The following is a 25,755-nucleotide window of genomic DNA, read 5'->3' on the forward strand; positions in this document are numbered from 1 at the left end:
CCTCTATAATTAGTTTAGGTCCCCATCGCAAAGATGAAAGACTAGTAAAACCGAAAGCCAACTTACTTCCCTATGTAGGAATCTTGTAGGTCTTGGATGCCTTTCCTTCTACTTCTTGAAGAAGAAAGAATAGAACTTTTTTATATGAAAACCTGTCGAAGTGCTCGCTTGCGGAGCTTCCTCGAACGGGTTATCCACCAAGACGGCGGCCGCGTTTCTCTTCAGATACTCGGACCATTGTTCACCCATGGATTTCTCTATGGCCTGATAGGCCTCCTGCATGCGAAATCCGCGACGCTCCACATGATGAGCATCGGAGGAAACGATATGGATATTGCCGCTTCTCAGGAGCGACCATGCAGCCTGCTCGATTCGTTTTCCGAATCCGCCAAGCAAAGAGTGGGTTGTGACCTGGGCGTATGCCCCCAGTTCAATCAATTCAGTCAATCTGCCGGGATGCTGCACTACCTCCGCATTGCGCTCTGGATGAGCGATAATCGGCTTCAGCTTCAGAATGCCCAGCTCATGAATGAGTTCTGTCATCACCCTCGGAATACGAGACGAGGGCATTTCCAACAATACGTACGCAGAGCCGGCCAATGTTAACAACTCGCCTCTGTGCCACGCTTCCAACAAATCGTCATGTACGCGTATTTCTTGCCCCTGTGCGATTCGAAGGGACATTCCCTCTGCAGAAAATCTGTCATTCAATGTCTGCACGTGCCTGGACACATCCGCAGCAGCATTGATATAGACTCCATTTGCATGATGAGGAGTTGCGATAATGACGTCGATCCCCTCCGCAATAGCTGCATGAGCCATCTGAAGAGAATCCTGAACATTTTGAGCGCCATCGTCTAACCCGGGTAGAATGTGTGTATGGATATCTATCAATTGATTCACGTCTTCCTGCTAGAATTGGTGTCAATCTAGTTATCGGCAAAAATTGACCAATACTTTATCAAGGATTGACATTCATAGCAGGTAACATATCCCGGTCTTCTTAATACCTATCAGTATATCCCACTATTTCCATCCTGGTAAAGTCAAAAACTGACAATTTGGCGCCTGAGTCGAGCTTTTTTTCAGAATTTGTTTAGAATTTGTCGAGAAATTATTAGAACTCACTCTACTATATAACGCTATGAAGGGTCATTTGGTTGCACTTTCCAGAAAACTTTTTTTTCAAAAAAATACCCCACTGCTGTGGGGCATTGATTTTAACCTGTAGTTTAGGCTGTTTTGAGACAACTACAGCTCTCTCATATGAGGGAACAACAGGACATCACGGATGGACGGAGAATCCGTCAACAGCATGACCAGACGGTCAATACCGATGCCCAGACCACCGGTTGGCGGCATGCCGTACTCCAGTGCACGGATGAAGTCATCGTCCATATCATGCGCCTCGTCGTTGCCCTGCTCCTTCTCCTCCAGCTGAGCCTCGAAGCGCTCGCGCTGATCAATTGGATCATTCAGCTCTGTGAACGCATTCGCGTGCTCACGCGCCACGACGAACAGCTCGAAGCGGTCCGTAAAGCGCGGATCGAGGTCGTTCTTCTTCGCCAGCGGAGAGATCGCAACTGGATGTCCCGTTACGAAGGTTGGCTGAATAAGAGTCGCCTCGCAGCGTTCCTCGAAGAAGGCGTTGAGAATATGGCCGAACGTCATGTGCGGCTCTACAGGAATCTTATGTTCCTTTGCAAGGGCATGCGCTTCTTCATCCGTCATTTGAACGCTGAAGTCAACGCCCGTTACCTCTTTGACAAGGTCGACCATGCTGACTCTGCGCCATTGCGGCGTAAGATCAACGTCATGTCCTTGATACTTGATCTGGGTCGTGCCGAGAACCTCTTGCGCAATGTGCGCAATCATATTCTCGGTAAGTGCCATGATATCCTTGTAGTCGGCATAAGCCTCGTACAGCTCAATCATCGTAAATTCAGGGTTATGGCGCGTGGAGATGCCTTCATTGCGGTAGACGCGGCCGATCTCGTATACCTTCTCCAAGCCGCCGACAATGAGGCGCTTCAAGTGAAGCTCAATGGCAATACGCATATACAACTGCATGTCCAGAGCATTATGATGCGTGATAAATGGACGCGCAGCAGCGCCGCCTGCAATAGAATGCAGCGTAGGCGTCTCTACCTCCAGGTAACCCAGGGAGTCCAAATAACGGCGCATCGATTGGATGATTTTGGAACGGGAGATGAACGTCTGTTGAACATCCGGGTTCACAATCAGATCGACATAACGCTGGCGGTAGCGCAGCTCCACGTCCTTAAGGCCGTGATGCTTATCCGGAAGCGGCAGCAGCGACTTCGTCAGCACGTCCACTTCAAGAGCCTTAACCGACACCTCGCCCGTGTTCGTCTTGAAGACAACGCCCTGTACGCCTACGATATCGCCGATATCGAGCAGGTCGAATGCCGCGAATTTGTTCTCGGCTACGGAATCCTTGCGGACATAGATTTGGATACGGCCTGTCAGATCCTGAATATGAGCGAAAGCAGCCTTGCCCATACCGCGCTTCTGCATAATACGGCCGGCGATGCTGACTTTATTGCCTTGCTCCTCCAGCTCTTCCTTGCTTAATCCTTCATAGGCACTCAGAATGTCCTTGGCATTATGCGTACGCTCGAATTTCTGGCCGAACGGGTCGACGCCTAGTCCGCGAAGCTCATCCAGCTTGTCTCTACGAATTTGCAGAAGTTCGCTCAGCTCCTGCTCGCTGTTCTGGTTGTTATCATGTTCCACTTTCATTCATCTCCTTAATACATTCGGCAAACGCTCAAAAAGCTTCCGGCAAGGAAGCTTTCGAAATCGTGAATCGCACACCTTATTTTTTGATATCGATAATCTTATATTGAATAATGCCCGCCGGAACGTTAACCTCTACGACTGTGCCCTTCTTCTTGCCCAGAATCGCTTTGCCAACGGGACTTTCATTCGAAATTTTGTTCTGGAGCGGATCGGATTCCGCTGTGCCGACAATCGCATATTCCATCGTATCGCCGAACTCCAGATCTTCTACCGTAACAATCGATCCAATGCTGACGGTATCGATATCAATGTCATCATTATTAATGATGCGGGCGTTGCGAAGCATCTTCTCCAGCGTAATAACGCGGCCTTCGATAAAAGCTTGCTCGTTCTTCGCATCCTCATACTCCGAGTTCTCGCTAATGTCGCCGTAACCGATCGCGACCTTGATCCGCTCGGCTACTTCACGACGTTTCACCGACTTCAGATACTCAAGCTCCTCTTCAAGCTTCTTCAACCCGTCCTGAGTCAGAATGATTTGCTTATCGTTCATCTTTCCGATTCTCCTGTCGTGTGACTAATTTTTCATACGTTGTATGAATTCACTGTTACTTAATATATTACGCATGATGACCATCATACCTGCTGGTGACTATAGTGTCTTGCAACTATTTGTTAGATTATATTGCACGATTATATTGCATGGTAACTTGAATGTCAATCGGAGCCAGCCCCGCCATTGAAACCGTTTCACTTCCCCGCCAAAAAGGAAAGACGACGACAAGCGGTTATTGTCGACCATTGTCGAATAACCGCCTGACGTGTCTTTCCCATGGGTTAATGTACAGGTTCCTCCGCTGCGCGGCCGGACGTTCCGGCTTCTGAGCCAACGCCCTCATTATCCAGCGAATGGATGTAATTCTCCAGAATCGTCACCATACGGTCGCGACCTGTCTCCTCCATAATGACATCCTTCACGCGAGCGCCTCCAGGCAGCCCCTTCAGATACCAGGCCAGATGCTTGCGCATCTCTCTTACCGCTACCGCCTCGTTCTTCAGTGCGATCAGCCGGTCCAGGTGAAGAATCGCCACATCCAACTTCTCACGCGGGGTCGGATCGCCCAGGAGCTCTCCGGTCGACAGATACTGGATCGTGCGGTACAGCATCCACGGATTGCCCAGCGCGCCGCGTCCGATCATAACGCCATCTACGCCGGTATGCTCTAGCATCCGCTTGGCATCCTCAGGCGAGAATACGTCACCGTTGCCAATAACAGGAATCGATACCGCTTGCTTGACGTCTCTTATAATGTCCCAGTTCGCCTTGCCGGTATACTGTTGCTCGCGGGTGCGTCCATGCACGCTGACGGCGCTGCCGCCCGCTTTCTCTACCATCCGTGCGTTCTCAACTGCGTATACATGCTCGTCATCCCAGCCGATCCGCATTTTCACCGTTACGGGCTTGTCGACGGCATCCACTACCGCGGATACCATTTCATATATTTTATTAGGGTCCAGCAGCCAGCGCGCCCCTGCGTCGCACTTGGTCACCTTTGGCACCGGACAGCCCATGTTAATATCGATAATATCGGCATTCGTCTGCTTGTCGACGACCTTAGCCGCTTCAACCAGCGATTCACGGTCGCCTCCGAAGATCTGCAAGCTGAGCGGCTTCTCCCGCTCGTCTACGAACAGCATCTCCATCGTGCGCTTGTTACCGTGCAGAATCGCCTTGTCGCTTACCATCTCCGCACATACAAGCCCTGTGCCGAACTCCTTGGCAATCAGTCGGAAAGCCGGGTTGCACACGCCTGCCATCGGCGCCAACACCACTCTGTTTTTCATCTCGATGTCTCCGATTTTCAGCATGCGGCTCCTTACTCCTCCTTCATGGTCATGAGTTCCTCATAGCTGATCCCCAGCGTCTTCGCGATATGGTTGAGCAACTTGGGATCATTCTTCCGTGTGCCTCGCTCCAGCGATCCCAGCACCGCTACCGATACGCCAAGCTCCTTGGCCAGCTCTAGCTGTGTATAGCCCTTCAGCTTTCGAAAGGCTCTGACGCGCTGCGCCAATTGATTGTTTTCCATAACGTGATGCCTTCCTTTCCTTCCCGAAGCGCCGCATAAGACGCAGCCTGAACCCCTTCGTGCAAAGGATGCGAATTCGAGATCACATCATGCAAGGGAACAAGCACGAACGCCCGCTCCATCATGCGCGGATGCGGCAGCGTCAGCTCCTCTTGATCCATTCTGACATTATCGTATAGGAGAAGATCGAGGTCAATGGTTCTTGGTCCCCAACGTTCATGTCGAATTCTCCCGAGGAGGCGCTCCTGCTCCAGCTGCTCGCGCAGCAGAGCCAAGGGCTCTAAGGTCGTGGACACGGCAATCACCATGTTCAGAAAAGAAGGTTGATCGGTATAGCCGACCGGCTCCGTCTCATACATGCCCGATACGCGCAGCACGCGGATATCCGGATGGGAATCGATGCGCTCGATCGCATCCATCAGCAGCTTGTCGCGCTCCCCCATATTGGAGCCAAGGGCAATATAAGCTTCGGCGCCTGCGGCTTTATGCTCGTACGATTCGGCCATCGGCATCCCGCTTTCTCGCCAGCTCGATCGTCACCCCGTCAAAGTGGATATCGAACGGCGGATGCGGCTTCGTCACACGGACGGTGACGTCATTGATCATAGTATAAGCTTCCAGTACACGCGATGCAATGTGCCCTGCCAGCGCTTCAATCAGCTTGAAGGGGGCCCCTTCCACAATCGACTTCGCCAGCGCGTGCAGCTCTGCATAATTCACTGTACAAGTGAGGTCATCCGTATTGGCGGCCTGCTCCAGGTCGATTCCCAGGTCCAGATCGACATAGAAATGCTGCCCCAGCTTGTTCTCTTCCGGGAATACGCCGTGGTATCCATAAAAGCGCATACCCTTTACGATCATTCGGTCCATGTTATGTTGTGCTCCTTCCGGTTTGCAACTCTCGCCTATATGGCTCGGCTGCTATCATTATCCGCGATAGAGGATCGCGTCTGTCATTAATGCCGTGCGCTTGTTTGCCTGCACGTCATGCACGCGTACGATCTGGCAGCCCCGCGCGATGCCAAGGGCTACCGTCGCCGCCGTTCCCTCAACGAGCTCATCCACTGGCAAATCGAGCGCCTGCTTGATGAATCGCTTGCGCGACGTGCCCAGCAGCACCGGGTATCCAAGCTCATTCAACTCGTCCAGACGATCGAGCAGTTCCAGATTATGTTCATAGGTCTTGGCAAAACCAATACCGGGATCCAGCCATATTTGCTGTTCATCTACCCCCGCTCTGCGGGCCAAGCCAACGCTAGCTTGGAGATCCGCCAGAACATCGGGAACAAAATCAGTATAATCCCTCGCATGACGATTATGGCTAATGATGACTGGCGCCCCATACTCCGCTGCCACAGCCGCCATATCAGGGTCGCCCTTCAGCCCCCAGATATCATTAATGATATGAGCGCCCGCTTCCAGACACTGGCGTATCGTTACGGCTTTATAGGAGTCTACCGAAATTGCGACCTCCGGAAGGGCATTGCGGACGGCCGCGATGACGGGCAGCACCCGCTTAAGCTCTTCTTCTGCGCTAACCGCCTCGAAACCCGGTCTTGTCGACTCGCCGCCGATATCCAGAATATCCGCGCCCGCAGCCACCATCTCCTTGGCATGAGCAACCGCTCGTTCCACATCATTATAGCGGCCTCCATCCGAGAACGAGTCCGGTGTTGCGTTCAAGATTCCCATAATTAGCGTACGTGTGCCCAGCTCAAGCTTTACACCGCCGCCCAAGTCGTAGGATCGCTTCCAATAAGTCGGTCTAGTCTTCATCATCTGTCACGTCCCTCCTGCTCAATCGTCTCTACCGGCTAGCATACCCTAATCTGCCAACCGCCCATTATACGGCGGTCGCTTCCCGGTATCCGCCTGGTACAGCGCCAGCAGCTTCATCGTCACCGGACCGGCTGAACCGCCGCTCATCTCCATTCTCGTGTCGGAATCATAGCGCGTTAGCTGTGTAATAGGAACCAGCTCCTGAATGGAATTGGTCATCCAGATCTCATCGGCCGCTGCAAGCTCTTCCCACCGATAATGGCCTTCCTCTGCTACATATCCCGCTTCTGCAGCAAGCTCCAATACACGCTGTCTAGTGATGCCGGGCAATATTCCCGTGTCAATAGCAGGCGTTCGGACGATGCCGCCAAGGAAGAAAAACAGATTGCTTACGATTCCCTCAGACAGCCAGCCTTCCCGAGTCAGCATTAGCCCTTCAGCTCCCGGCTGTGCCGGCATGGGATGTGCGTCCTCTTCGCCAGCCAATCCGAGCAGCTCTCTCTTCGCCATAATATTGTTCATATAATGAAGCGATTTGAATCGCACCGATCCTTCCGGCGTATTCCGCATGGTACGCAGTAGGCGCAGCTCTTTGCCAGAACGCATCGCTTCCTCATTCACTGGGGGCAGTTCCTTCACAAGCAAGATGATATTCGGCTGCTCATAATCTCCAGTCGGCAGTCCCAGCGCGCCTTCCCCGGCGCTTACCGTCAACCGTATGTAGCCATCCTTCAACTCATTCTCTCGCAATAGTCTGCTTATCCAAGCCTCCAACTCACCGATACTCATACCGAAAGGAATGCCCAGCTCCGTACAGCCCGCCTTCAAGCGCTCCATATGCCGCTCTAGCAAATATGCCCTTCCCTTGTAGGTACGGAACGTCTCGAACAAGCCCAGACCGTACAAAAAGCCGTGATCATAGACTGAGATCACAGCTTCGTGTGCTTCAACCACATTACCGTTCAGACCGATCTTCATTGCACAACGCCCAACCGGTGGCGCAGGAAATTGCGAAGCATCGTATGCCCATGGTCTGTAATAATGGACTCCGGATGGAATTGCACGCCCTCGATCGCATACTCCTTATGCCTCAGCCCCATAATTTCGCCCTCTGCCGTCTCCGCACTGATCTCCAGGCAATCCGGCAGCGTCTCCCTGCGAACGATTAGAGAGTGGTAGCGCGTCGCTGTGAATGGCGACTCCATACCATCGAAGATCGACTTGCCGTCATGCAGAATCGGGGATGTCTTGCCGTGCATCAGCTTCTCCGCGCGCACAACCTCGCCACCGAATGCTTGTCCGATCGACTGATGGCCGAGACAAACGCCGAATATCGGAATCTTTCCTTTGAAATGGTCAATCAGCGACAGGCTAATACCCGCCTCATTCGGCGAACAAGGTCCCGGCGAGATCAGGATATGATCAGGCGCGAGCTCCTCAATGCCGGCCAGATCGATCTCATCGTTCCGCTTGACGATGATCTCCTCTCCCAGCTCGCCCAAGTATTGCACCAGATTGTACGTGAACGAATCATAGTTATCGATTACGAGTATCATGCTCCACATCCCCTTTGTCCGAACCTATTTATAGAAGCAAAGCTCTTGGGTCCTTATTGCTCCGATTCTCTGTCTGTGAACCGCTCGCTATACTGAATCGCCTTCCACAGCGCCTTCGCCTTGTTCATCGATTCCTCATATTCGCGGTTCGGGTCCGAATCGATGACGATGCCCGCTCCAGCTTGAATATGAACGGTTCCATCCTTTATAGCCATCGTTCTAATAATAATATTAAATTCCATATCCCCGTTATAGTCAATCCATCCCATCGATCCCGTATAGGGACCTCTGCGCACAGGCTCCAGCTCTTCAATGATCTCCATCGTACGGATCTTCGGAGCGCCGGTAATGGTACCTCCAGGGAAAGTCGCTGCAATGACATCATAGGCATCCTTGCCTTCGGCAAGCTCTCCATCCACCTGTGACACCAAATGCATGACATGAGAGTATCGCTCGATGACCATCAGTTCCTTCACCTTGACCGTTCCGTACGTGGAGATACGGCCCAAATCATTGCGCTCCAGATCGACCAGCATAATATGCTCAGCCCGCTCCTTCTCATTCGTGCGCAGCTCTTCGGCGAACAACAAATCCTCTTCCTCCGTGCGTCCCCTTCTGCGCGTACCTGCGATCGGCCGCGTACCCAACTGGCGTCCCTTCAGCTCGACTAGCAGCTCCGGCGAAGCCGATACCAGCTGGAAATCCGGCGAACGCAGCATACCCATATAGGGCGACGGGTTGAATAGTCTGAGCCATTCATACAGCTCCTCTGGCGGTGTCGACACGGCTTTGGACTGCCGCTGGGCCAGATTGACCTGGAATACGTCTCCTTGCCCGATATAGCGCTGTATAGCCCGCACAGCGTCCATATACATTTCCTTGGAAGTAGGAGACTCAATGCCCGGTATCGTATTGACGTCTATATGAAGCGATTCCCCGTCCATATAGGCCAGACGGCTTGCTTGCAGCTTCTCCGCTCTCTCGCGCGCCTTCTCTTCCTCGAACCAGGTCAGCCAATAATCCGCCATTCCCTCCGCTCTCAGCGAGGCCTGATCATAGACAGCCTTCAGTTCCTCATCCGATTGGCCGAACGACACCGGACTATGTACGACGCAATAGACGACACTTCGCTTATGATCGACGACCCAGATCTCATTCATTCTCAAGAACAAATAATCTGGCAAGCCGGAATCATCCTTCGCAATCTCCGGCAGACGCTCGATGCTGCGCACAATATCATAGCTCCAGAAGCCCGCGCAGCCGCCCAGCCACTTCGGCCCGTCAGCATCGGCGAGCCGAGGTCCCTTACCGTCGCTCATCCATGCGCGGACCACCTCCAGCGGCTTACCCTTCCACTGCCTGCGTCCCTGTGACTGCTCGTCCAGTCCACGGAAGTCAATCGACTCCGCTTGCAAGCCTTTGCCCTTGATGACGCTGTCCGGATGCAAGCCCAGATAGGTGAATCTTCCGTCCTTGCCGCTCTCCAGAACAAAGGCATACGGCGATGCGTCCTGCCAAGCCTCCTCCCAAGAGATGACCTTGCCCCCAGGCTCCCTCTGAAGAGACAGCTCCTTCACTAGCGGCAGTGTTGTATAGGTTTGTTCGGCGCGCCACCGAATCCACTCTTCCCAAGCGGTGACCATCTTGTAAATCCCCCGATCCCTGATGCTTATTTCGCTCAGTATACAGAAATGCCCGGCAAAAGAAAAGCGCCTTCCATCCCGAAGAATGAAAGGCCCTTCTTATCGTTAGCTTTATAAATGCAACAAAGCGATTAGTTCTCGAAGTTGAACAGAGGCGTGCTCAGGTAACGCTCGCCGTTGCTTGGTACGATAGCGACCACGCGCTTGCCTTTGCCCAGTTCTTTCGCTACCTTCAGCGCTGCATAGATCGCTGCGCCAGAGGAGATTCCGCACAGAATGCCTTCTTCTTTCGCCGCACGACGCGCGTATTCGAACGCATCCTCATTCTCAACGGTAATGATACCGTCATAGATCTCACGGTTCAAGATATCCGGAATGAAGTTCGCGCCGATACCTTGAATTTTATGAGGACCAGGGTTGCCGCCGGACAGAATCGGGGATGCTGCAGGCTCAACCGCATAAATTTTGATATCCGAGTAGTTTTCCTTCAATACTTCACCAGCGCCGGAGATTGTTCCGCCTGTGCCGATGCCCGCAATGAAGGCATCCAGCTTGCCGTCCAGGGAGTTGATCGCTTCCACGATCTCAGGTCCTGTCGTCTCGCGGTGGATTTTCACGTTCGCTTGGTTTTTGAATTGCTGCGGAATGAAGTACGACGGGTTCTCTTGAACCAGCTCTTCCGCTTTGCGCACTGCGCCGTTCATACCTTCGGAGCCTGGCGTCAGCACCAGCTCAGCACCGTAAGCGCGCAGCAAGTTGCGGCGCTCGATACTCATCGTCTCTGGCATAACGAGAATAGCTTTGTATCCTTTGGCAGCCGCTACAAGAGCCAGGCCGATGCCTGTGTTGCCGCTTGTAGGCTCAACGATCGTGTCGCCCGGCTTAATGCGTCCTTCTTGCTCCGCCACTTCGATCATGCTGATCGCAATGCGGTCCTTCACGCTGGCACCCGGATTCTGGTACTCCAGCTTCACATAAATTTCCGCGCTATCTTCCGGCACGAGACGGTTCAAACGAACAAGGGGTGTATCTCCGATCAGATCTGTTACGCTTTGTACAATTTTGGCCATGGAATGAAAGTCCTCCTTATTCCGACTAAAATAGTTGGTTTTTGACTAATTACATCTTATCAATGTCGCGCCAATGTTGTCAATAGTCACTTTTGCTTTCTATTGGAAAAAAACGACCGCGCTCCCAGCACGGTCGTGTTCACTTCATCACCATCGCATCATATCGCTTCAAGAGCTCGTCCTCTACGACATTCAGCGGCTTGGCCCGCTCCAGTGCAAGCTGCCTTCGCGCCTGCTCGAACAGCCGGTCGCTGGCCAGATTGGACGTCGACTTCCGGCCCGCCAGCTCGATAATCGCGTAGCCTTGCTCCGTCAATTCGATTGGACCGGCTATCTCCGCTACTGCCATTCCAGCTGCAGCAACTAAAACCTCATCATCATAAAACGGATCATCCGCGTCGATCATACCCAGATCGCCACCGTCTTCGGCTGTAAATTGATCATTGGAGTAAAGCCTCGCCATGGCAGCGAACGATTCCCCGTCCATCAGCTTCGCCAGCACGCTCTCCGCCTGCTCCCTGGTGTTCGTCACAATCCAGCGCAAATGAAATTGCAGCTGCGGCTCGAACTGCTCCGGGTGATCCTGCATATAGCGATCCACCTCATGGTCGGCGACCGTTATATCCTTAATCGTAATATGTTCCAGCAGCAGTCGGTAACGGTACTCCTCTTGAATCTGCTCCTTGGACAAACCAAGCTGCTCTTTCATCATGGAGTAGAAGGACTCTTCGTCCCCGTAGCCCTCAGCGGCGGCGGCGATCTCCCGGTCCAGCTCCTCCTGCGAGATGCGAAGGCCCGTAGCCTTCGACTCCAATTCAAGTGCACGCCTCAGCATCATGACGCGAAGCACTTCGTCTCCATATTGCTTGTACAGCTCGCTCGTGAGCTCGGCACCGGTAATGGGCTGACCTCCCACCGATGCAACAGGCTTCTGCCCGCTCCCCTCCGTACCGGTCGGAGCCGGCGGAGAAGTCTGCTCACCCTGCTCGTTTCCTCTTAACCCAGGCAGGGGCCATACCTTAACCATCACCATGCCCGTCAGAGCAATCATACAGACGGCTTGAAGGATGACCACAGCCTTCAGAACCTCATTTCTCTTCATGGCCTGGACTGCCTTTCTATTATTGAACCGGCTTCGGCTTTGCTTGTACCAGCAATTGCTCCAGCCGCTCCTTGCCGAACGAATACTTCTCATTGCAGAAGTGGCATACCACTTCCGCCTTTGCATCATCCTCAATAATCATGCGCAGCTCGGATTCGCCGAGACTGATTAGCGTCTGCTCCACTCTATCCTCGGAGCACTGGCATTTGAACACTAGCGGCATCGTATCATGAATGACCAAGTCCTCTTCGCCTACGAGCCACTTCAGCAGATCCTCCGGCGTCTGGCCTTGCGCCAGCAGAGTCGTAACCGGCGGCATTTTCGCCACAGCTTGCTCCAGGCGCGTAATCTCGGCATCTGTCAGACCCGGCATCAGTTGAACGATATATCCGCCTGCATGCAGCACGGAGTTGTCGTTCTCTACCAATACGCCAACACCTACTGCCGATGGTGTCTGCTCCGATACAGCGAAGTAATACGTGAAATCCTCTGCAAGCTCTCCCGAGATCAGCGGAACGCTGCCCCGGTACGGCTCCTTGAGACCGAGGTCCTTCGTCACGTGGATATATCCGGAAGTACCTACCGCTCCGGCCACATCGAGCTTGCCTTTCTCATTGCTGCCATGATGAGCTTGCGGATGATCAACATAACCGCGAATCTCTCCGTCAGCGTTTGCATCCACAACAACCTGACCGATCGGACCGTCGCCCTTCACTTGAATCGTCAGTCTTTCCTTGCCCTTCAGCATCGCGCCCATCATCGCGCCTACCGACAGTGTACGGCCCAGTGCCGCCGACGCAGTAGGAAACGAATCGTGACGGCGCCGCAGCTCCTCCACGATATGGGTTGTACGGGTCGCGAATACGCGAATCTTCCCGCCCCAAGCCGTGCCCCGCACCAATATGTCCTTCAGCTGCTCTTCCATCTATTAGCCCTCCTGGTTGCGTTCATAAATAATTCTCAAGCCTTCCAGCGTCAGCAGCGGGTCTACTTCTTCAATGGTATCCGATTCAGCGGCAATTAGCTCTGCAAGCCCGCCTGTAGCTACAACACGAGGATTCACGCTGAACTCGGCACGAATCCGGTTCACAATACCATCAACCTGTCCAGCATAGCCGTATATAATACCTGCTTGCATCGAAGTAATCGGATTACGCCCGATTACGCTCTTCGGCTTCTGCAGCTCAATGCGCGGCAGCTTCGCTGCACGCTGATAGAGCGCTTCCGTAGAGATGCCGATGCCGGGCACGATCGCTCCGCCCAGATAACTGCCCGTTGTATCAATATAATCGAAGGTTGTCGCCGTACCGAAGTCTACCACAATAAGCGGATAGCCGTATTTCTCAATACCCGCTACTGAATTGACGATTCGATCCGCTCCGACCTCTCGCGGATTCTCATAACGAATGTTCAGCCCTGTCTTCACGCCTGGACCGACGATAAGCGGCGTCTTGCGCACATACTTTAAGCATAGCTGCTCCAGCGTCCGCATAAGCGGCGGAACAACGGAGGAAATAATCACACCGTCGACCTGCTCGATCTTGATTCCGGCGTACAGGAATAAATTATGAATGTTCATGCCGTACTCATCCACAGTCGCCGAACGGTTCGTGCTCAGCCGCCAGTGGTACAACAGCTCCTGGCCACGGTAGATGCCAAGCACAATATTCGTATTGCCTACATCGATAACCAGAATCAACCCCGTCCGACCTCCTTCTTTTCGTTCAGGTCCAAGCTAATGTCCAGTGCCTGGAACGAATAAGTCAGTCCTCCGACGGAGATGACATCTACGCCGCAAGCAGCGATGCCATGGATTGTGTCAAGCTTCACGCCGCCAGATGCCTCTACAATAATATGCGGCGATTTCCCTTTGATCAGAGCGACGCACTCCCGCATTAACTCATGCGTCATATTATCAAGCATGATGATGTCCGTGCCGCAAGCGATTGCTTCCTCTACCTGTACCAGGGACTCCGTCTCCACTTCGATCTTCATCGTATGGGGAATTTGGCGTCGTGCCGAGGTGACCGCGGCAGTAATGCCTCCGGCACCCTTAATATGATTATCCTTGATCATGACGGCATCATACAAGCCGAATCGATGATTGGAGCCTCCGCCGACACGTACGGCATACTTCTCCAGCATGCGGTGGCCCGGCGTCGTCTTGCGCGTATCAACCAGGCGGACAGGCAGTCCTTGAAGCGCATCAACATAAGACTTAGTTTTCGTAGCAATACCGGAGAGCCGCTGCATCAAGTTAAGCGCAAGCCGCTCGCCTGTCAGAATGCTGTGCGTACTGCCTTCCACTTCAATCAGAACCGTCCCTTTGGTGACGTGATCGCCATCCTCCACTCGTGCTTGGAAGGAAAGCTTAGGGTCAACAACCTCGAACACCAGCTTCGCCAGCGGAATTCCCGCAATCACGCCGTCCTCCTTCACATGAATGACAGCTGTCGAACGGGAGCCTGCCGCGATCGTCGTCTCCGTCGTGATGTCCCCGCTGCCGATATCCTCAGCAAGCCAGCTTCTGATCTGGTCTCTCATCTGCGCGTCATATCCGCCTGTCGTCCACTCAAACATCTTCAATTCGCTCCTCAGTCATGCCTTTTGTACGGTGCAGCACCGTATGTTTTCTCCATACCAGATCATCGCGCGCCGGGAAGTCCTCCCGGTAATGCGCCCCCCGGCTCTCTTCCCGTGTAATCGCTGACTCCGTCATCAGCAGCGCGCAAGTGAGCATATTCGCGAATTCGAACTCCTCGCGATCGGTCAGAATGGATTGGAAGATCGGCAGCTGCCGTTTCAGCTCCTCCAAGCCTTTTCTAAGGCCTGTCTCATTCCGCTTCAAGCCGACATACCGCACCATAATCTTTTGCAGCTTAAGCCGCCTCTCGACAACAGCCTGCATAGAAGCGCTATTGCGCTCCACCTCATTATAGAACTTCGGCTCCATCTCAAGCGGCGGTGAATGCTCGATCCGCTTCACAATGCGGCGGCCAAATACGATGGCTTCGGACAATGAATTGCTCGCAAGCCGATTCGCGCCATGCACCCCGGTCGATGACACTTCACCGCAGGCGAATAGCCGCTTGATATTCGTCTCGCCATTCAGATCGGTCTTCACGCCGCCCATCATATAGTGCATGGCAGGCGCGACCGGAATCCAGTCGGAGGTAAGGTCCAGCCCGTATTTCAAGCAATATTCGTAGATAGTCGGGAAGCGGTGCTTGACCATCTCTGCAGGCTCGTGAGTCACATCAAGATAGACAAAGGTCGACTTGGTCGCTTCCATCTCGCTGACGATTGCGCGCGCAACGACATCACGCGGTGCCAACTCCAGCTGTTCATGGTAGCGCTCCATGAAGCGCTCGCCCTTAATATTGCGCAATACTGCGCCTTCCCCACGCACCGCTTCCGAGATCAGGAAACGCGGCGCTCCAGGATAACATAGCGCCGTCGGGTGGAACTGAACGAATTCCGCGTCTCTTATGTAGGCGCCCGCTCGATAGGCCATCGCGACACCGTCTCCCGTTGCGACTTCCGGATTGGTCGTGTAGCGATAGAGCTGACCTGCACCGCCGGAGCAGAGAATCGTCGCTTTGCCGCGAACGAACAACCGCTCGCCATTGGGCTTCTGAACGATTGCCCCGCAGCATTCCCCGTCCTGCGTAACCAGATCAATGACGAAATGGTCATCCCATACTTCGATCTTCTCATTGGCGACTGCATTCTCGGACAGCGCACGTACAATCTCATAGCCCGTCGCATCGCCATTCGCATGCAAGATGCGCCGCTGGCTATGGGCGCCTTCCTTGGTCAAGGCGAATTCTCCATTCTCCAGGTCGAATTGCGTTCCCATCTTAATGAGGCTTTGCACGCCTTTCGGTCCTTCATGCACCAATACATCAACCGCTTCGTCCGAGCACAGCCCTGCGCCCGCAATAAGCGTATCCTGTCTATGGTAAGCGGGTGAATCCTCATCAGAGATAACGGCGGCAATCCCGCCTTGCGCGTATCGTGTATTGCTGTCGAGCAGCGACTTCTTCGTAATCATCAGCACCGAATGCTGTCTGCTTGCCCGTATAGCGGTAAAAAGACCGGCAATGCCGGCCCCAATAACGATGACATCTTTATCTAAGACGGGCAGCTTGTCCAGCTCCACGTCGACCAAATATCTAGGAATCATCACGCTAGCTCCTTCACCTCGGGGTCATCTTGATCTGTAGCCTGCAATTATCGCTTATAAGTGAAGCAGCGCATGCTACTTCACTTGCAGCATGCGCTCCAGCGACAAACGGGCACTGTCCGCAACAGCCGGCGGAACGTAGATTTGCGGCTGCATCGTCTCAAGCGCTTTGACGAGCTTCTTCAAATTGTTCACCTTCATGTTCGGACATACCAAATATTTCGATGCGAAGTGGAACGTCTTGTTCGGGCTATCGAGTCTCAGCTGATAACCGGTGCCATCCTCTGTTCCTACGATGAATTCCTGAACATCGGATTCCTTGCAGTATTTGAGAATAGCAGTTGTGCTTCCGACAAAATCACCAAGCTCCACAACTTCCGGACGGCATTCCGGATGGACGACGAATTGCGCGTTCGGATACTTGGCTTTCATCTCCTCTACGTCTTTCACCGTCAGCATGTCATGCGTGTTGCAGTAGCCTTCCCAGATGATCATCTTTTTGTCAGTATGCTGCTGAACGTAGTGGCCCAGGTTTTTGTCCGGTACCCAGATCACTTCATGGCCCTCAACCGAATTGACGACCTTCACGGCGTTCGCGGATGTACAGCAAATATCCGTCTCCGCTTTGATCTCTGCCGAAGAGTTGATATACGTAACCACCTTGGCGTTCGGATGCTGAGCCTTCAGCTTGCGCAGGCCATCCACGTTCACCATGTCTGCCATCGGGCAGCCGGCGCGTTCGTCCGGAATAATGACCGTCTTGTTCGGAGCCAGAATCTTGGCGCTCTCACCCATGAAGTGAACGCCGCAAAACACGATAACCTCGGCATCCGTCTGAGCGGCCTTCTGTGCTAGCAAGAAGGAATCCCCCCGGAAATCCGCTACTTCCTGTATTTCATCCCGCTGATAATAATGAGCAAGAATAATGGCATTACGCTCTTTCTTTAATTGCAACAGCCTCTCGCGCAGCTCGCGATTCTGCTCCGCTTTGCGCTCCAGTGCCAATGCTTCCACGATAGATCCTCTCCTCTTATGAGGGATGGGCCTTCCATTTGATGAACGATGGTCCCATTCCGTTATGCGGCATAGCGACTTTGTGAAATGATGCACAAACTTAGGGATTCGCTTGCCTATAGTTTAAACCAAAAGGGATAAATTCATTTGATTAAGATTTAATTTACACTTGGCAGATGGCTCTGTCAATGGATGTTTCCTCATTTTATAGAAAAGAAGCCCGTCCTTGCCGGACGAGCCCCCATTCATCGCTATACATGACCGCCACATGCCGAGCAGCGTCTGACCTTATGCCAGGTTCAACTGCCATGTGACCCCGAAGCGGTCGGCTAGCCAAGCAAACTTCCGGCTGAAGCCGTATTCGCCAAGAGGCATCAAGGCTTTTCCGCCTTCTGACAACTTCGCACATAACGTCTCGATCTCGGCCTCGGAGGAACAATTTACATATAAAGAGATCGAAGGCGTAAAGCTGAATTGGTGTTTGACATGACTATCGATGCACATATAAGTGGTGCCAGCCAGCTTGAACGTCGCATGGATGACCGTGCCCTCCTCGCCTGGTCCCTCCGGGCCGTACTTGGAGATGCTGATGACCTCGGAATCCTCGAATAGCGACAGATAGAAGTTCATGGCTTCCTCCGCTTGACCTTCAAACATTAGAAACGTATTGATTTTTTGCATGTGTTTTTCTCCTCCAGCATTCAGAATGATCGGCGTAATGCCGCCCTTGTACAAAGCTTTTCAAACCAAGCTGCGTATTATCCATTCAGCTGCGGCATCATCACCCTGGCCTCGATCAAAAAAATCGCACTCCTTCGCTGGATGCAATGGAGTACGATCTTTTGCATAAGAGCGGCCAAGGCAGGCCGCTCTTGATTCACGCTACCTTCTCGCCGGGTCGTATGGCTGTCCAAGCGCCGCAGGAGCGCTGGAACGGCCGACTGCCGCCGCAAGGACAATCAGCGTAAGGACGTACGGAAGCATATAGAACACTTCCGTCGGGATTTGCTTCGAGAAATCGAACAGCTGCGCGAAATTCCGCAGCGCCTGCGCAAAGCCGAAGAATACGGCTGCGCCTGCAAGGCCAAGCGGATTCCACTTGCCGAAGATCAGGGCGGCAAGCGCGATAAAGCCTTGGCCCGAGATCGTATTATGCGCGAAGCTGCTTGTTGTTGTCAGCGTAATCGTCGCTCCGCCAAGACCGGCAAGCGCGCCGCTCAGCATAACGCCGATATAACGATACTTCGTTACGCTGATGCCAACCGTGTCAGCCGAGCTTGGATGCTCGCCAACCGCGCGAAGACGCAATCCGAAAGGCGTCTTGAACAGCACGAAATAGCTGATGATCACAAGCACAATAACGATGTACGTCGTCGGATAGGAACGGAAGATGCCTTCCCCGATAATCGGAATATCGGACAGGAACGGAATCGCCACCTTATGAAACACTTCTGTCAGCTGGCTCGTCTGAGCCGAGCCGTCATAGAGGCTCCGGGTGAAATAAATAGCCGTTCCTAGCGCCAGAATGTTAATCACCACGCCGACTACGGTCTGGTCCGACTTGAATGTAATCGTCGCTACGGCATGCAGAAGGGAGAACACAACGCCGAAGACTATCGCCGCAATTAATCCAATCCATGGCGAGATGCCGCCAAGTCCTGCTTGCGTGGCATAGTCCGTCGCGACCGCAGCCGCGAAAGCGCCGGATACCATCAGGCCTTCCAGACCGATATTGACTACGCCGGAGCGTTCCGAGAACATACCTCCGAGAGCGGCGAAGATCAGTGCGGTGGAGAATACAAGCGTAATGTTAATAAGCTGGCCAGACACTTCAATAAACTGCATCCTACGCCGCCTCCTTCCGCTTCGCGCGCTTGCTCATGAACGGTTTAAGAATAAACTTCACGATGCCATGCGCCGCCACGAAGAAGATAACCGATCCGATAACGATCCGGACAATCTCTTGAGGCACGCCTGCACCGAAGCTCATGCCGGCAGAGCCATAGCTGAGACCGCCGAACAGGATAGCCGCGAGCAGAACGCCAACCGGCGTGTTGCCGCCAAGTAATGCAACGGCGATACCGTCAAAGCCATAACCAGGCGATGCCGCCATAATGGTCTGATTACCGAATACGCCAAGCACCTCGAACACGCCGCCAAGACCTGCGAACACGCCGCTGATCATCATCGACTTCACAATCGTACGATTGACGTTCATGCCAGCATAGAGCGCAGCATCCGGATTATGTCCGACTGCGCGCAGCTCGTAGCCTTGCTTCGTACGCCACAAGATGATGTAGAAAATAATGACACATGCCAGCGCCACGAACGTGCCCCAATGAATCCGAGCTTTGTCCATCAGTTGAACCAGCCATTCAATATTCATCAGAGCGGATTCATGAATCGCTCTAGACTTCTGCTGGCCAGGGTCGGTAAGGAACCTGGTTACGATGAAGTTGGCCAGATATAGAGCCGTCCAGTTCAGCATGATGGAGGAAATAACCTCGTTCACGCCACGCTTCGCTTTCAAGTAGCCGACGATGCCTGCCCAGAGCCCGCCGAATACGGCGCCCGTAATAACGGCAAGCGGTCCATGAATATACCATGGCAAATCAAGCAGGACGCCAACCAGCGTCGCACCTGTCATTCCCATAACGAATTGTCCTTCTACCCCGATGTTGAACAGACCCGTACGGAAAGCAAAGGCTACCGCCAGCCCCGTAAAGATCAAGGGCGTAATCGCACGAATGGTCTCACCCATATGATACGGGCTGCCAATCACCCGATTGAAAAGCGAGCTATACGCCAGAATCGGATTATAGCCGCCTGCCAGCATGGCAATGGCCCCGATCAGCAAGCCGAGCACGATAGAGACAACCGGCACAAGCAGCGATCTTTTTTCATTAAAAATCTTCTTGATTACGTCCATTGCCGCTAGCTCCTTTCCCCATCATGATCGGAATTGCCGGCCATCAATAAGCCGAGACGCTCATCGTCCCTATGATCGGCATCCACCGCACCAACCAGCTTGCCTTCATACATAACCTCAATCCGGTCGGACAACGCATACAGCTCGTCCAGCTCGAAGGATACAAGCAGGACAGCCTTGCCTTCGTTGCGGGCTTCCATGAGCCGCTTATGAACGAACTCAATCGCGCCGATATCCAGACCACGCGTCGGTTGAACCGCGATGATTAAATCCGGGTCCTTGTTCAGCTCGCGGGCAATAATCGCCTTCTGCTGATTGCCGCCGGACAGCGCGCGCGCATGCGTATAGATGCCGGAGGTGCGCACGTCGAACTCCTCTACCAGCCGGGTAGTCAGATTGTCCATTGCCTTCTCGTCAATCAAGCCCGACTTGCCGTATTCCGGCTTAAAGTATGTGTTGAGTATCATATTCTCGCTCAGCTTGAAATCAAGCACAAGTCCGTGCTTATGACGGTCCTCCGGAATATGGCCGACACCGGCATTGGAGATTTTGCGAGGCGTATCGTTCGTCACGTCTGTGCCATTCAGCTTCACATGACCATCCTGCACCTTGCGCATGCCCGTAATCGCATAGATCAGCTCGCTTTGTCCATTGCCGTCTACGCCTGCAATGCCGAAGATTTCACCGGAGCGTACCTGGAAGCTGGTGCCGTCCAGCACCATCTTGCCCTGATCACCCTTCATGCGCAGCCCTTCAACCGAGAGCACCACTTCGCCAGTCTTGTTCTTCGACTTCTCGACCTGGAAGTTGACGTCGCGTCCTACCATCAGCTCGGCCAGCTGGCGCTCGCTCGTCTCGCTTGTGCTGAGCGACCGGATGACCTTGCCTCTTCGGATAACAGTGACCGAATTAGCCAGCGCCATAACTTCCTTCAGCTTATGCGTAATAATGATGATGGACTTACCTTCTGCAGCGAGATTACGGATAATTTCGATCAGTTCCTCGATTTCTTGAACGGTTAGAACAGCTGTCGGCTCGTCGAAGATGAGAATCTCCGCGCCCCGATATAACGTTTTCAAAATTTCAACCCGCTGCTGCATGCCAACCGTAATATCTTGAATCCGCATCTGCGGATCTACTTTCAGACCATAGCGCTCGGAGATCGACTTAACCTTCTCGTTCGCGAGCTTGTAATCAATCGTAAGCCCCTTCTTCGGTTCATTGCCAAGAACGATGTTCTCCGCTACCGTGAAGGGCTGCACAAGTTTGAAATGCTGATGCACCATGCCGATGCCCAGCTCAATCGCTTTGGAGGCGCCGTCGATAACCGTCTGCTCTCCGTTAATCCAGATTTCTCCCTCATCCGGCTGATATAAGCCGAACAAGATATTCATAAGCGTAGACTTGCCTGCACCGTTCTCGCCAAGCAAAGCGTGAATCTCGCCTTTCTTCAGCTCGAAGTTAATGGAATCATTCGCAACCAAGCCAGGAAACCTCTTGGTAATGCCCTTCAGTTGTACGACTGCCCCGCTCTGATCCATGCGTTCATCATCTCCCGGGATCACATATAGTTATTCGCTCTTTCTGATCAGAGAAACAGGACAAGACCGGCTCATGCCGGTCTTGCCTCTGTGACCCATGCCAAGCTTTATCGTGAGTCCGATCTATCGATCTTATTCACCCGGAACCGTAATTTCTCCACTGACGATTTTTGCTTTGTACTCTTCCACTTTTTTCAAAACGTCTTCTGGAACATTCTTCGTGGAAGTCTCAGGAAGACCTACTGCGTCGTCTTTCAGGCCAAGTACTTGATGCGATCCACCTTGCCATTTGCCGTCGATCAGGTCTTTGGATACTTTCGTTACCGCCGCTTCAACGCCCTTCATCATGGATGTCAGCGTGACTTCGTCGCCGAACTCCAGCGATTGGTCTTTGTCTACGCCGATAACCCATACTTCTTTGCCGCTTTTCTTGCGCTCAATAGCTTCGTTAAATACGCCATTGCCTGTACCGCCAGAAGCGTGGAAGATGATGTCCGCGCCGCCGTTGTACATGGTAGCTGCAATGCTCTTGCCAAGGTCAGGCTTATCGAAAGCACCAGAATACGTAATCGTTACCTTTGCTTCAGGATTCACAGCTTTAATACCAGCTTCAAAGCCTTTCGCAAAGCGAGTAATAACCGGAATTTCCATGCCGCCTACGAAGCCGATGTTGTTCGACTTTGTCATGAGGCCAGCTACAACGCCTACCAGGTAGGAGCCTTCTTGTTCTGCGAAAGTAACGGATGTTACGTTCGGAGCTTCTACAACAGCGTCAATTACAGCAAGCTTAGCATCCGGATTCTCAGTCGCTACTTTTTTCAGAGCGTCTTCGAACAGCATACCGATGCCCCAAGTCAGGCTGTAGCCTTCACGAACGAAGTTATTCAGGTTCGGCTCCATGTCTGCTTCACCTTTGGACTCCAGGAACTTCGTATCAGCGCCAGTGGAGGCTTTCAGCTTCTGAAGAGCTTCCCATGCGCTTTGGTTGAACGATTTATCGTTAACTCCGCCTACGTCTGTTACCATGCCAATCTTGAAGTCTTTGCCGCTTCCGTCAGACTCGACTTTGTTTCCACCCTCATTTGTTCCGCCGTTTTTGGCTTGTCCGCAAGCAGACAATACAAGCGACAGAGCGACTACTAGCATGAGCATAAAGCTGAATGTCTTTTTCATGCTTCAATTCTCCCCTTAATTAAATTGTTTTTGAACATGACAACAACAAGCACAGCATTACCTTTACAGTATTGCTGTTTCTTGCCGCTATTATTTCATTATAGTGACAAAAAAATTTACGTCAATCAAATTGTGTTAGATACATTAACACCGCTACTGCATGTTTATGTAATGAATTGCATGAATAATCACGCTAGTTTAAAAAATGAAACGTCCCGCGGCTCCATGAAGGAGCAACGGGACGAAAATGGTTTACTTTTTATCTGGATCGTCGGAATTGTTGCCGGATTGAACCGGTGGCGTCGCGTCTTTCACTTCCGCCTCGTCACGAGGCTGGATGCGAACTTTCACATCGCCAATCTCGTCGATGATCGGTTCGGCAGTTGTAACCTCAGCAGATGAGGAGCCTTCGCCGGATGGCGATTCGCCTTCTACCTTCAACACGCCTTTTTCGATCAAGGATTTGATTTGTTCCATCTCAAGCGTCTCTTCCGTAAGCAGCGTATTCGCGATCAGATGCATCTCTTTGCTCTTCTCTGTGAGAAGCTTCTTCGCTCTGTCGTAGCAATCATTGATAATGTTCTGCATCTCTTGGTCAATCTCGTACGCAATGGCGTCAGAGTAATTCTGTTCATGACCAATGTCACGGCCCAGGAACACTTGACCTTGCGAGCTGCCGAACTGCATCGGACCGAGCTTGTCGCTCATGCCGTATTCCATAATCATGCTGCGCACGATGCCAGTTGCTGACTTGAAGTCGCTGTATGCGCCGGTACCGATCTCACCGATGAATACTTCTTCCGCTACCCGGCCAGCTAACAATCCAGTAACTTTATCAAGTAACTCTTGCTTCGTGACCAGCATGCGGTCTTCCTTCGGCAGCATGATGACATATCCGCCTGCGCGTCCCCGCGGGATGATTGTTACCTTGTGCACGAGGTCGGCATGCTCCAGGAAGAAGCCTGCAATCGTGTGGCCTGCTTCGTGGTAGGCCACGATACGCTTCTCGCGATCGCTGATGACACGGCTCTTCTTCTCCGTGCCGACAATCACGCGGTCAATCGCATCGTCGATATCCACCATGTTGATTTCTTTCTTGTTGCGGCGTGCCGCAAGAAGCGCCGCTTCGTTAAGCAGGTTTTCGAGATCCGCACCGCTGAAGCCTGTTGTACGCTTCGCGATAACGTCCAGCTTCACCTCGCCGGTAAGCGGCTTGTTGCGCGCATGGACTTTCAGTACCGCTTCGCGGCCTTTCACGTCTGGACGGTCAACCGTAATCTGACGGTCGAAGCGGCCCGGACGCAGAAGCGCAGGGTCCAGAATATCAGCACGGTTCGTCGCTGCGATAATAATAATGCCTTCATTCGCACCGAAGCCGTCCATCTCAACCAGCAACTGGTTGAGCGTCTGCTCGCGCTCGTCATGCCCGCCGCCAAGTCCGGCGCCGCGCTGACGGCCGACTGCGTCGATCTCGTCAATGAAGATAATACATGGCGCATTCTTCTTCGCGTTCTCGAACAAGTCACGTACGCGGGATGCGCCGACACCGACGAACATCTCCACGAAGTCGGAGCCCGAGATGCTGAAGAACGGAACGCCCGCCTCACCCGCAACCGCACGGGCAAGCAATGTCTTACCTGTACCTGGAGGACCTACGAGCAATACGCCCTTCGGAATGCGTGCGCCGACGAGATTGAACTTGCGAGGATCCTTCAGGAAGTCGACGACCTCCACCAGCTCCTGCTTCTCCTCGTCTGCGCCTGCCACGTCCTCGAACGTGATGCGCTTCTTCTCCTCGTTGTACAGACGGGCACGGCTCTTGCCGAAGTTCATCACTTTGCCGCCGCCGCCTTGAGCCTGATTCATCAGGAAGAAGAACAGTACGATGAGCAGAATGAACGGAATAATGGACGTCAGGAACGTCACCCAGAAGCTTGGGGTATCCATCGGCTCGGCCTTATACTCGAAGCCGTATTCCTTCTGCCAAGCATCGAGGTTCTGCTCTGCTGCGTAGGTGTTCATGCGGGACGTGAAGTTATCATTGTCCGCACCCTCCGGCTTTGTCTTATATTTACCCGTAATGTAATACGATTCCTTATCGTACTTCGCGGTAATCGATGCTACATTTCCCGCTTCCACAACTTGGCGGAATTCATCGTATCTCAGCGGCTTGGTGGAATCCCCTTGACCGCTAATATATTGAAAAACACCAACGGTAACCAAAAAGATGATCAAATAAAAACCAGTATTTCGGATAATCCGATTCATCCCCTACCTCCTCTCAGACGCTTTAGATATTTTACCATAGCATGACTTTCCATCACAATAGAGGCTACCGGAGGGCGGACATGTACGGTTCCAGCGCGAATTACTTTTCGTAAACCTGCGGCTTCAGAATGCCGATATAAGGAAGGTTGCGGTACTTCTCCGCATAATCCAGGCCATAGCCCACGACGAATTCGTCAGGCAGCGTAAAGCCTTTGTAGTTCGGCTCCAAGCTAACCGTGCGGCGCGCCGGCTTGTCGAACAGCGTGACCACGGTCACGGACTTCGAGCCTCTACGCTCCAATACGTCGATCAAGTAGCTAAGCGTCAGGCCGCTGTCGATAATATCTTCGACGATGAGGACATCGCGTCCTTCCACCGACACGTCCAGATCCTTAATAATCTTGACGACGCCGGATGATTTGGTGGAAGCACCGTAGCTGGAGACGGCCATAAAGTCGATCTCAAGCGGAACGGTAATAGTTTTCACCAGATCGGACATAAAAATAAACGCGCCTTTGAGGACGCAAATAACGAGCGGATTCCGCCCTTCATAATCAGCGCTAAGCTTAGCCCCCAGTTCTCTTACCTTGGCGCCAATCTGCTCTTCGCTGTATAACACTTCTTGGATGTCGTTCTGCACT

The 25,755-nt window shown here is 52.9% G+C and carries 25 protein-coding genes; all 25 read right to left on the minus strand.

Annotation, left to right across the window (positions count from 1 at the left end; translation table 11 throughout):
- Positions 1-108: 108 nt before the first annotated feature.
- Positions 109-903 carry a tyrosine-protein phosphatase gene (locus ACFVSO_RS27370; protein ID WP_387479909.1) on the minus strand — a complete coding sequence of 265 codons (795 nt, stop codon included), beginning with the start codon at positions 901-903 and terminating at the stop codon, positions 109-111.
- A gap of 348 nt (positions 904-1,251) precedes the next feature.
- A complete protein-coding gene (gene lysS / locus ACFVSO_RS27375; RefSeq protein WP_387479910.1) occupies positions 1,252-2,763 on the minus strand; it encodes a lysine--tRNA ligase in 1,512 nt (503 codons plus the stop codon).
- Positions 2,764-2,839: 76 nt separating this feature from the next.
- Positions 2,840-3,316, minus strand: coding sequence for a transcription elongation factor GreA (gene greA / locus ACFVSO_RS27380; protein ID WP_387479911.1), 477 nt, complete (start codon positions 3,314-3,316; stop codon positions 2,840-2,842).
- A gap of 284 nt (positions 3,317-3,600) precedes the next feature.
- On the minus strand, positions 3,601-4,632 hold the full coding sequence (gene dusB, locus ACFVSO_RS27385; RefSeq protein ID WP_387479912.1) for a tRNA dihydrouridine synthase DusB: 1,032 nt from the start codon (positions 4,630-4,632) through the stop codon (positions 3,601-3,603).
- 8 nt (positions 4,633-4,640) lie between these two features.
- Complete coding sequence (locus ACFVSO_RS27390) at positions 4,641-4,853, minus strand: helix-turn-helix domain-containing protein (protein ID WP_116050149.1); 213 nt, start codon at positions 4,851-4,853, stop codon at positions 4,641-4,643.
- A complete protein-coding gene (gene folK, locus ACFVSO_RS27395; RefSeq protein ID WP_387479913.1) occupies positions 4,805-5,359 on the minus strand; it encodes a 2-amino-4-hydroxy-6-hydroxymethyldihydropteridine diphosphokinase in 555 nt (184 codons plus the stop codon). Before folK ends, ACFVSO_RS27390 begins: the two co-directional genes overlap by 49 nt.
- Positions 5,337-5,723 carry a dihydroneopterin aldolase gene (folB, locus tag ACFVSO_RS27400; protein ID WP_387479914.1) on the minus strand — a complete coding sequence of 129 codons (387 nt, stop codon included), beginning with the start codon at positions 5,721-5,723 and terminating at the stop codon, positions 5,337-5,339. Before folB ends, folK begins: the two co-directional genes overlap by 23 nt.
- 57 nt (positions 5,724-5,780) lie before the next feature.
- Positions 5,781-6,629, minus strand: a complete 849-nt coding sequence (gene folP, locus ACFVSO_RS27405; RefSeq protein WP_387479981.1) for a dihydropteroate synthase — start codon at positions 6,627-6,629, stop codon at positions 5,781-5,783.
- A 48-nt stretch (positions 6,630-6,677) separates the two neighbouring features.
- Positions 6,678-7,610 (minus strand): aminotransferase class IV, encoded by a 933-nt coding sequence (locus ACFVSO_RS27410; RefSeq protein ID WP_387479915.1) that lies wholly within the window; start codon positions 7,608-7,610, stop codon positions 6,678-6,680.
- Positions 7,607-8,188 (minus strand): aminodeoxychorismate/anthranilate synthase component II, encoded by a 582-nt coding sequence (pabA, locus tag ACFVSO_RS27415; RefSeq protein ID WP_387479916.1) that lies wholly within the window; start codon positions 8,186-8,188, stop codon positions 7,607-7,609. Before pabA ends, ACFVSO_RS27410 begins: the two co-directional genes overlap by 4 nt.
- Positions 8,189-8,241: 53 nt before the next feature.
- Positions 8,242-9,831, minus strand: a complete 1,590-nt coding sequence (locus ACFVSO_RS27420) for an anthranilate synthase component I family protein (protein WP_387479917.1) — start codon at positions 9,829-9,831, stop codon at positions 8,242-8,244.
- Positions 9,832-9,962: 131 nt separating this feature from the next.
- On the minus strand, positions 9,963-10,901 hold the full coding sequence (cysK, locus tag ACFVSO_RS27425; protein ID WP_387479918.1) for a cysteine synthase A: 939 nt from the start codon (positions 10,899-10,901) through the stop codon (positions 9,963-9,965).
- 139 nt (positions 10,902-11,040) lie between these two features.
- Positions 11,041-12,003, minus strand: a complete 963-nt coding sequence (locus ACFVSO_RS27430) for a peptidylprolyl isomerase (protein ID WP_387479919.1) — start codon at positions 12,001-12,003, stop codon at positions 11,041-11,043.
- A gap of 19 nt (positions 12,004-12,022) precedes the next feature.
- Positions 12,023-12,928 carry an Hsp33 family molecular chaperone HslO gene (hslO, locus tag ACFVSO_RS27435; protein WP_387479920.1) on the minus strand — a complete coding sequence of 302 codons (906 nt, stop codon included), beginning with the start codon at positions 12,926-12,928 and terminating at the stop codon, positions 12,023-12,025.
- 3 nt (positions 12,929-12,931) lie between these two features.
- Complete coding sequence (locus ACFVSO_RS27440) at positions 12,932-13,702, minus strand: type III pantothenate kinase (protein WP_387479921.1); 771 nt, start codon at positions 13,700-13,702, stop codon at positions 12,932-12,934.
- Entirely contained in the window at positions 13,699-14,583 is an 885-nt protein-coding gene (gene nadC, locus ACFVSO_RS27445; RefSeq protein ID WP_387479922.1) for a carboxylating nicotinate-nucleotide diphosphorylase, read from the minus strand. The genes ACFVSO_RS27440 and nadC overlap by 4 nt, the downstream gene beginning before the upstream one ends.
- Complete coding sequence (gene nadB / locus ACFVSO_RS27450) at positions 14,576-16,189, minus strand: L-aspartate oxidase (protein ID WP_387479923.1); 1,614 nt, start codon at positions 16,187-16,189, stop codon at positions 14,576-14,578. The genes nadC and nadB overlap by 8 nt, the downstream gene beginning before the upstream one ends.
- Before the next feature lie 75 nt (positions 16,190-16,264).
- Entirely contained in the window at positions 16,265-17,203 is a 939-nt protein-coding gene (gene nadA / locus ACFVSO_RS27455; protein WP_387479924.1) for a quinolinate synthase NadA, read from the minus strand.
- Positions 17,204-17,491: 288 nt separating this feature from the next.
- Positions 17,492-17,884, minus strand: a complete 393-nt coding sequence (locus tag ACFVSO_RS27460) for a VOC family protein (protein ID WP_387479925.1) — start codon at positions 17,882-17,884, stop codon at positions 17,492-17,494.
- Between the two features lie 201 nt (positions 17,885-18,085).
- Positions 18,086-19,048, minus strand: coding sequence for an ABC transporter permease (locus ACFVSO_RS27465; protein ID WP_387479926.1), 963 nt, complete (start codon positions 19,046-19,048; stop codon positions 18,086-18,088).
- 1 nt (position 19,049) lies between these two features.
- Entirely contained in the window at positions 19,050-20,132 is a 1,083-nt protein-coding gene (locus ACFVSO_RS27470) for an ABC transporter permease (RefSeq protein WP_387479927.1), read from the minus strand.
- Between the two features lie 5 nt (positions 20,133-20,137).
- Entirely contained in the window at positions 20,138-21,673 is a 1,536-nt protein-coding gene (locus tag ACFVSO_RS27475; protein WP_387479928.1) for an ABC transporter ATP-binding protein, read from the minus strand.
- 132 nt (positions 21,674-21,805) lie between these two features.
- A complete protein-coding gene (locus ACFVSO_RS27480; RefSeq protein WP_387479929.1) occupies positions 21,806-22,846 on the minus strand; it encodes a BMP family lipoprotein in 1,041 nt (346 codons plus the stop codon).
- A 252-nt stretch (positions 22,847-23,098) separates the two neighbouring features.
- On the minus strand, positions 23,099-25,114 hold the full coding sequence (gene ftsH, locus ACFVSO_RS27485; protein WP_387479930.1) for an ATP-dependent zinc metalloprotease FtsH: 2,016 nt from the start codon (positions 25,112-25,114) through the stop codon (positions 23,099-23,101).
- A 100-nt stretch (positions 25,115-25,214) separates the two neighbouring features.
- Positions 25,215-25,754 carry a hypoxanthine phosphoribosyltransferase gene (hpt, locus tag ACFVSO_RS27490; protein WP_387479931.1) on the minus strand — a complete coding sequence of 180 codons (540 nt, stop codon included), beginning with the start codon at positions 25,752-25,754 and terminating at the stop codon, positions 25,215-25,217.
- Between the last annotated feature and the right edge of the window lies 1 nt (position 25,755).

The organism is Paenibacillus sp. NPDC057967, assembly GCF_042887015.1.
In the GTDB taxonomy this organism is placed as follows: Bacteria; Bacillota; Bacilli; order Paenibacillales; family Paenibacillaceae; genus Pristimantibacillus.

What these genes read in the sequence shown, in the direction of transcription:
- ACFVSO_RS27430 (WP_387479919.1), bottom strand. Translation starts at nt 12,003, where the DNA reads ATGAAGAGAAATGAGGTTCTGAAGGCTGTGGTCATCCTTCAAGCCGTC.
- greA (WP_387479911.1), bottom strand. Translation starts at nt 3,316, where the DNA reads ATGAACGATAAGCAAATCATTCTGACTCAGGACGGGTTGAAGAAGCTT.
- lysS (WP_387479910.1), bottom strand. Translation starts at nt 2,763, where the DNA reads ATGAAAGTGGAACATGATAACAACCAGAACAGCGAGCAGGAGCTGAGC.
- folK (WP_387479913.1), bottom strand. Translation starts at nt 5,359, where the DNA reads ATGGCCGAATCGTACGAGCATAAAGCCGCAGGCGCCGAAGCTTATATT.
- hslO (WP_387479920.1), bottom strand. Translation starts at nt 12,928, where the DNA reads ATGGAAGAGCAGCTGAAGGACATATTGGTGCGGGGCACGGCTTGGGGC.
- nadB (WP_387479923.1), bottom strand. Translation starts at nt 16,189, where the DNA reads ATGATTCCTAGATATTTGGTCGACGTGGAGCTGGACAAGCTGCCCGTC.
- pabA (WP_387479916.1), bottom strand. Translation starts at nt 8,188, where the DNA reads ATGATACTCGTAATCGATAACTATGATTCGTTCACGTACAATCTGGTG.
- ACFVSO_RS27475 (WP_387479928.1), bottom strand. Translation starts at nt 21,673, where the DNA reads ATGGATCAGAGCGGGGCAGTCGTACAACTGAAGGGCATTACCAAGAGG.
- ftsH (WP_387479930.1), bottom strand. Translation starts at nt 25,114, where the DNA reads ATGAATCGGATTATCCGAAATACTGGTTTTTATTTGATCATCTTTTTG.
- ACFVSO_RS27470 (WP_387479927.1), bottom strand. Translation starts at nt 20,132, where the DNA reads ATGGACGTAATCAAGAAGATTTTTAATGAAAAAAGATCGCTGCTTGTG.
- cysK (WP_387479918.1), bottom strand. Translation starts at nt 10,901, where the DNA reads ATGGCCAAAATTGTACAAAGCGTAACAGATCTGATCGGAGATACACCC.
- ACFVSO_RS27420 (WP_387479917.1), bottom strand. Translation starts at nt 9,831, where the DNA reads ATGGTCACCGCTTGGGAAGAGTGGATTCGGTGGCGCGCCGAACAAACC.
- dusB (WP_387479912.1), bottom strand. Translation starts at nt 4,632, where the DNA reads ATGCTGAAAATCGGAGACATCGAGATGAAAAACAGAGTGGTGTTGGCG.
- ACFVSO_RS27390 (WP_116050149.1), bottom strand. Translation starts at nt 4,853, where the DNA reads ATGGAAAACAATCAATTGGCGCAGCGCGTCAGAGCCTTTCGAAAGCTG.
- ACFVSO_RS27410 (WP_387479915.1), bottom strand. Translation starts at nt 7,610, where the DNA reads ATGAAGATCGGTCTGAACGGTAATGTGGTTGAAGCACACGAAGCTGTG.
- nadC (WP_387479922.1), bottom strand. Translation starts at nt 14,583, where the DNA reads ATGTTTGAGTGGACGACAGGCGGATATGACGCGCAGATGAGAGACCAG.
- folP (WP_387479981.1), bottom strand. Translation starts at nt 6,629, where the DNA reads ATGAAGACTAGACCGACTTATTGGAAGCGATCCTACGACTTGGGCGGC.
- ACFVSO_RS27465 (WP_387479926.1), bottom strand. Translation starts at nt 19,048, where the DNA reads ATGCAGTTTATTGAAGTGTCTGGCCAGCTTATTAACATTACGCTTGTA.
- folB (WP_387479914.1), bottom strand. Translation starts at nt 5,723, where the DNA reads ATGGACCGAATGATCGTAAAGGGTATGCGCTTTTATGGATACCACGGC.
- ACFVSO_RS27480 (WP_387479929.1), bottom strand. Translation starts at nt 22,846, where the DNA reads ATGAAAAAGACATTCAGCTTTATGCTCATGCTAGTAGTCGCTCTGTCG.
- ACFVSO_RS27460 (WP_387479925.1), bottom strand. Translation starts at nt 17,884, where the DNA reads ATGCAAAAAATCAATACGTTTCTAATGTTTGAAGGTCAAGCGGAGGAA.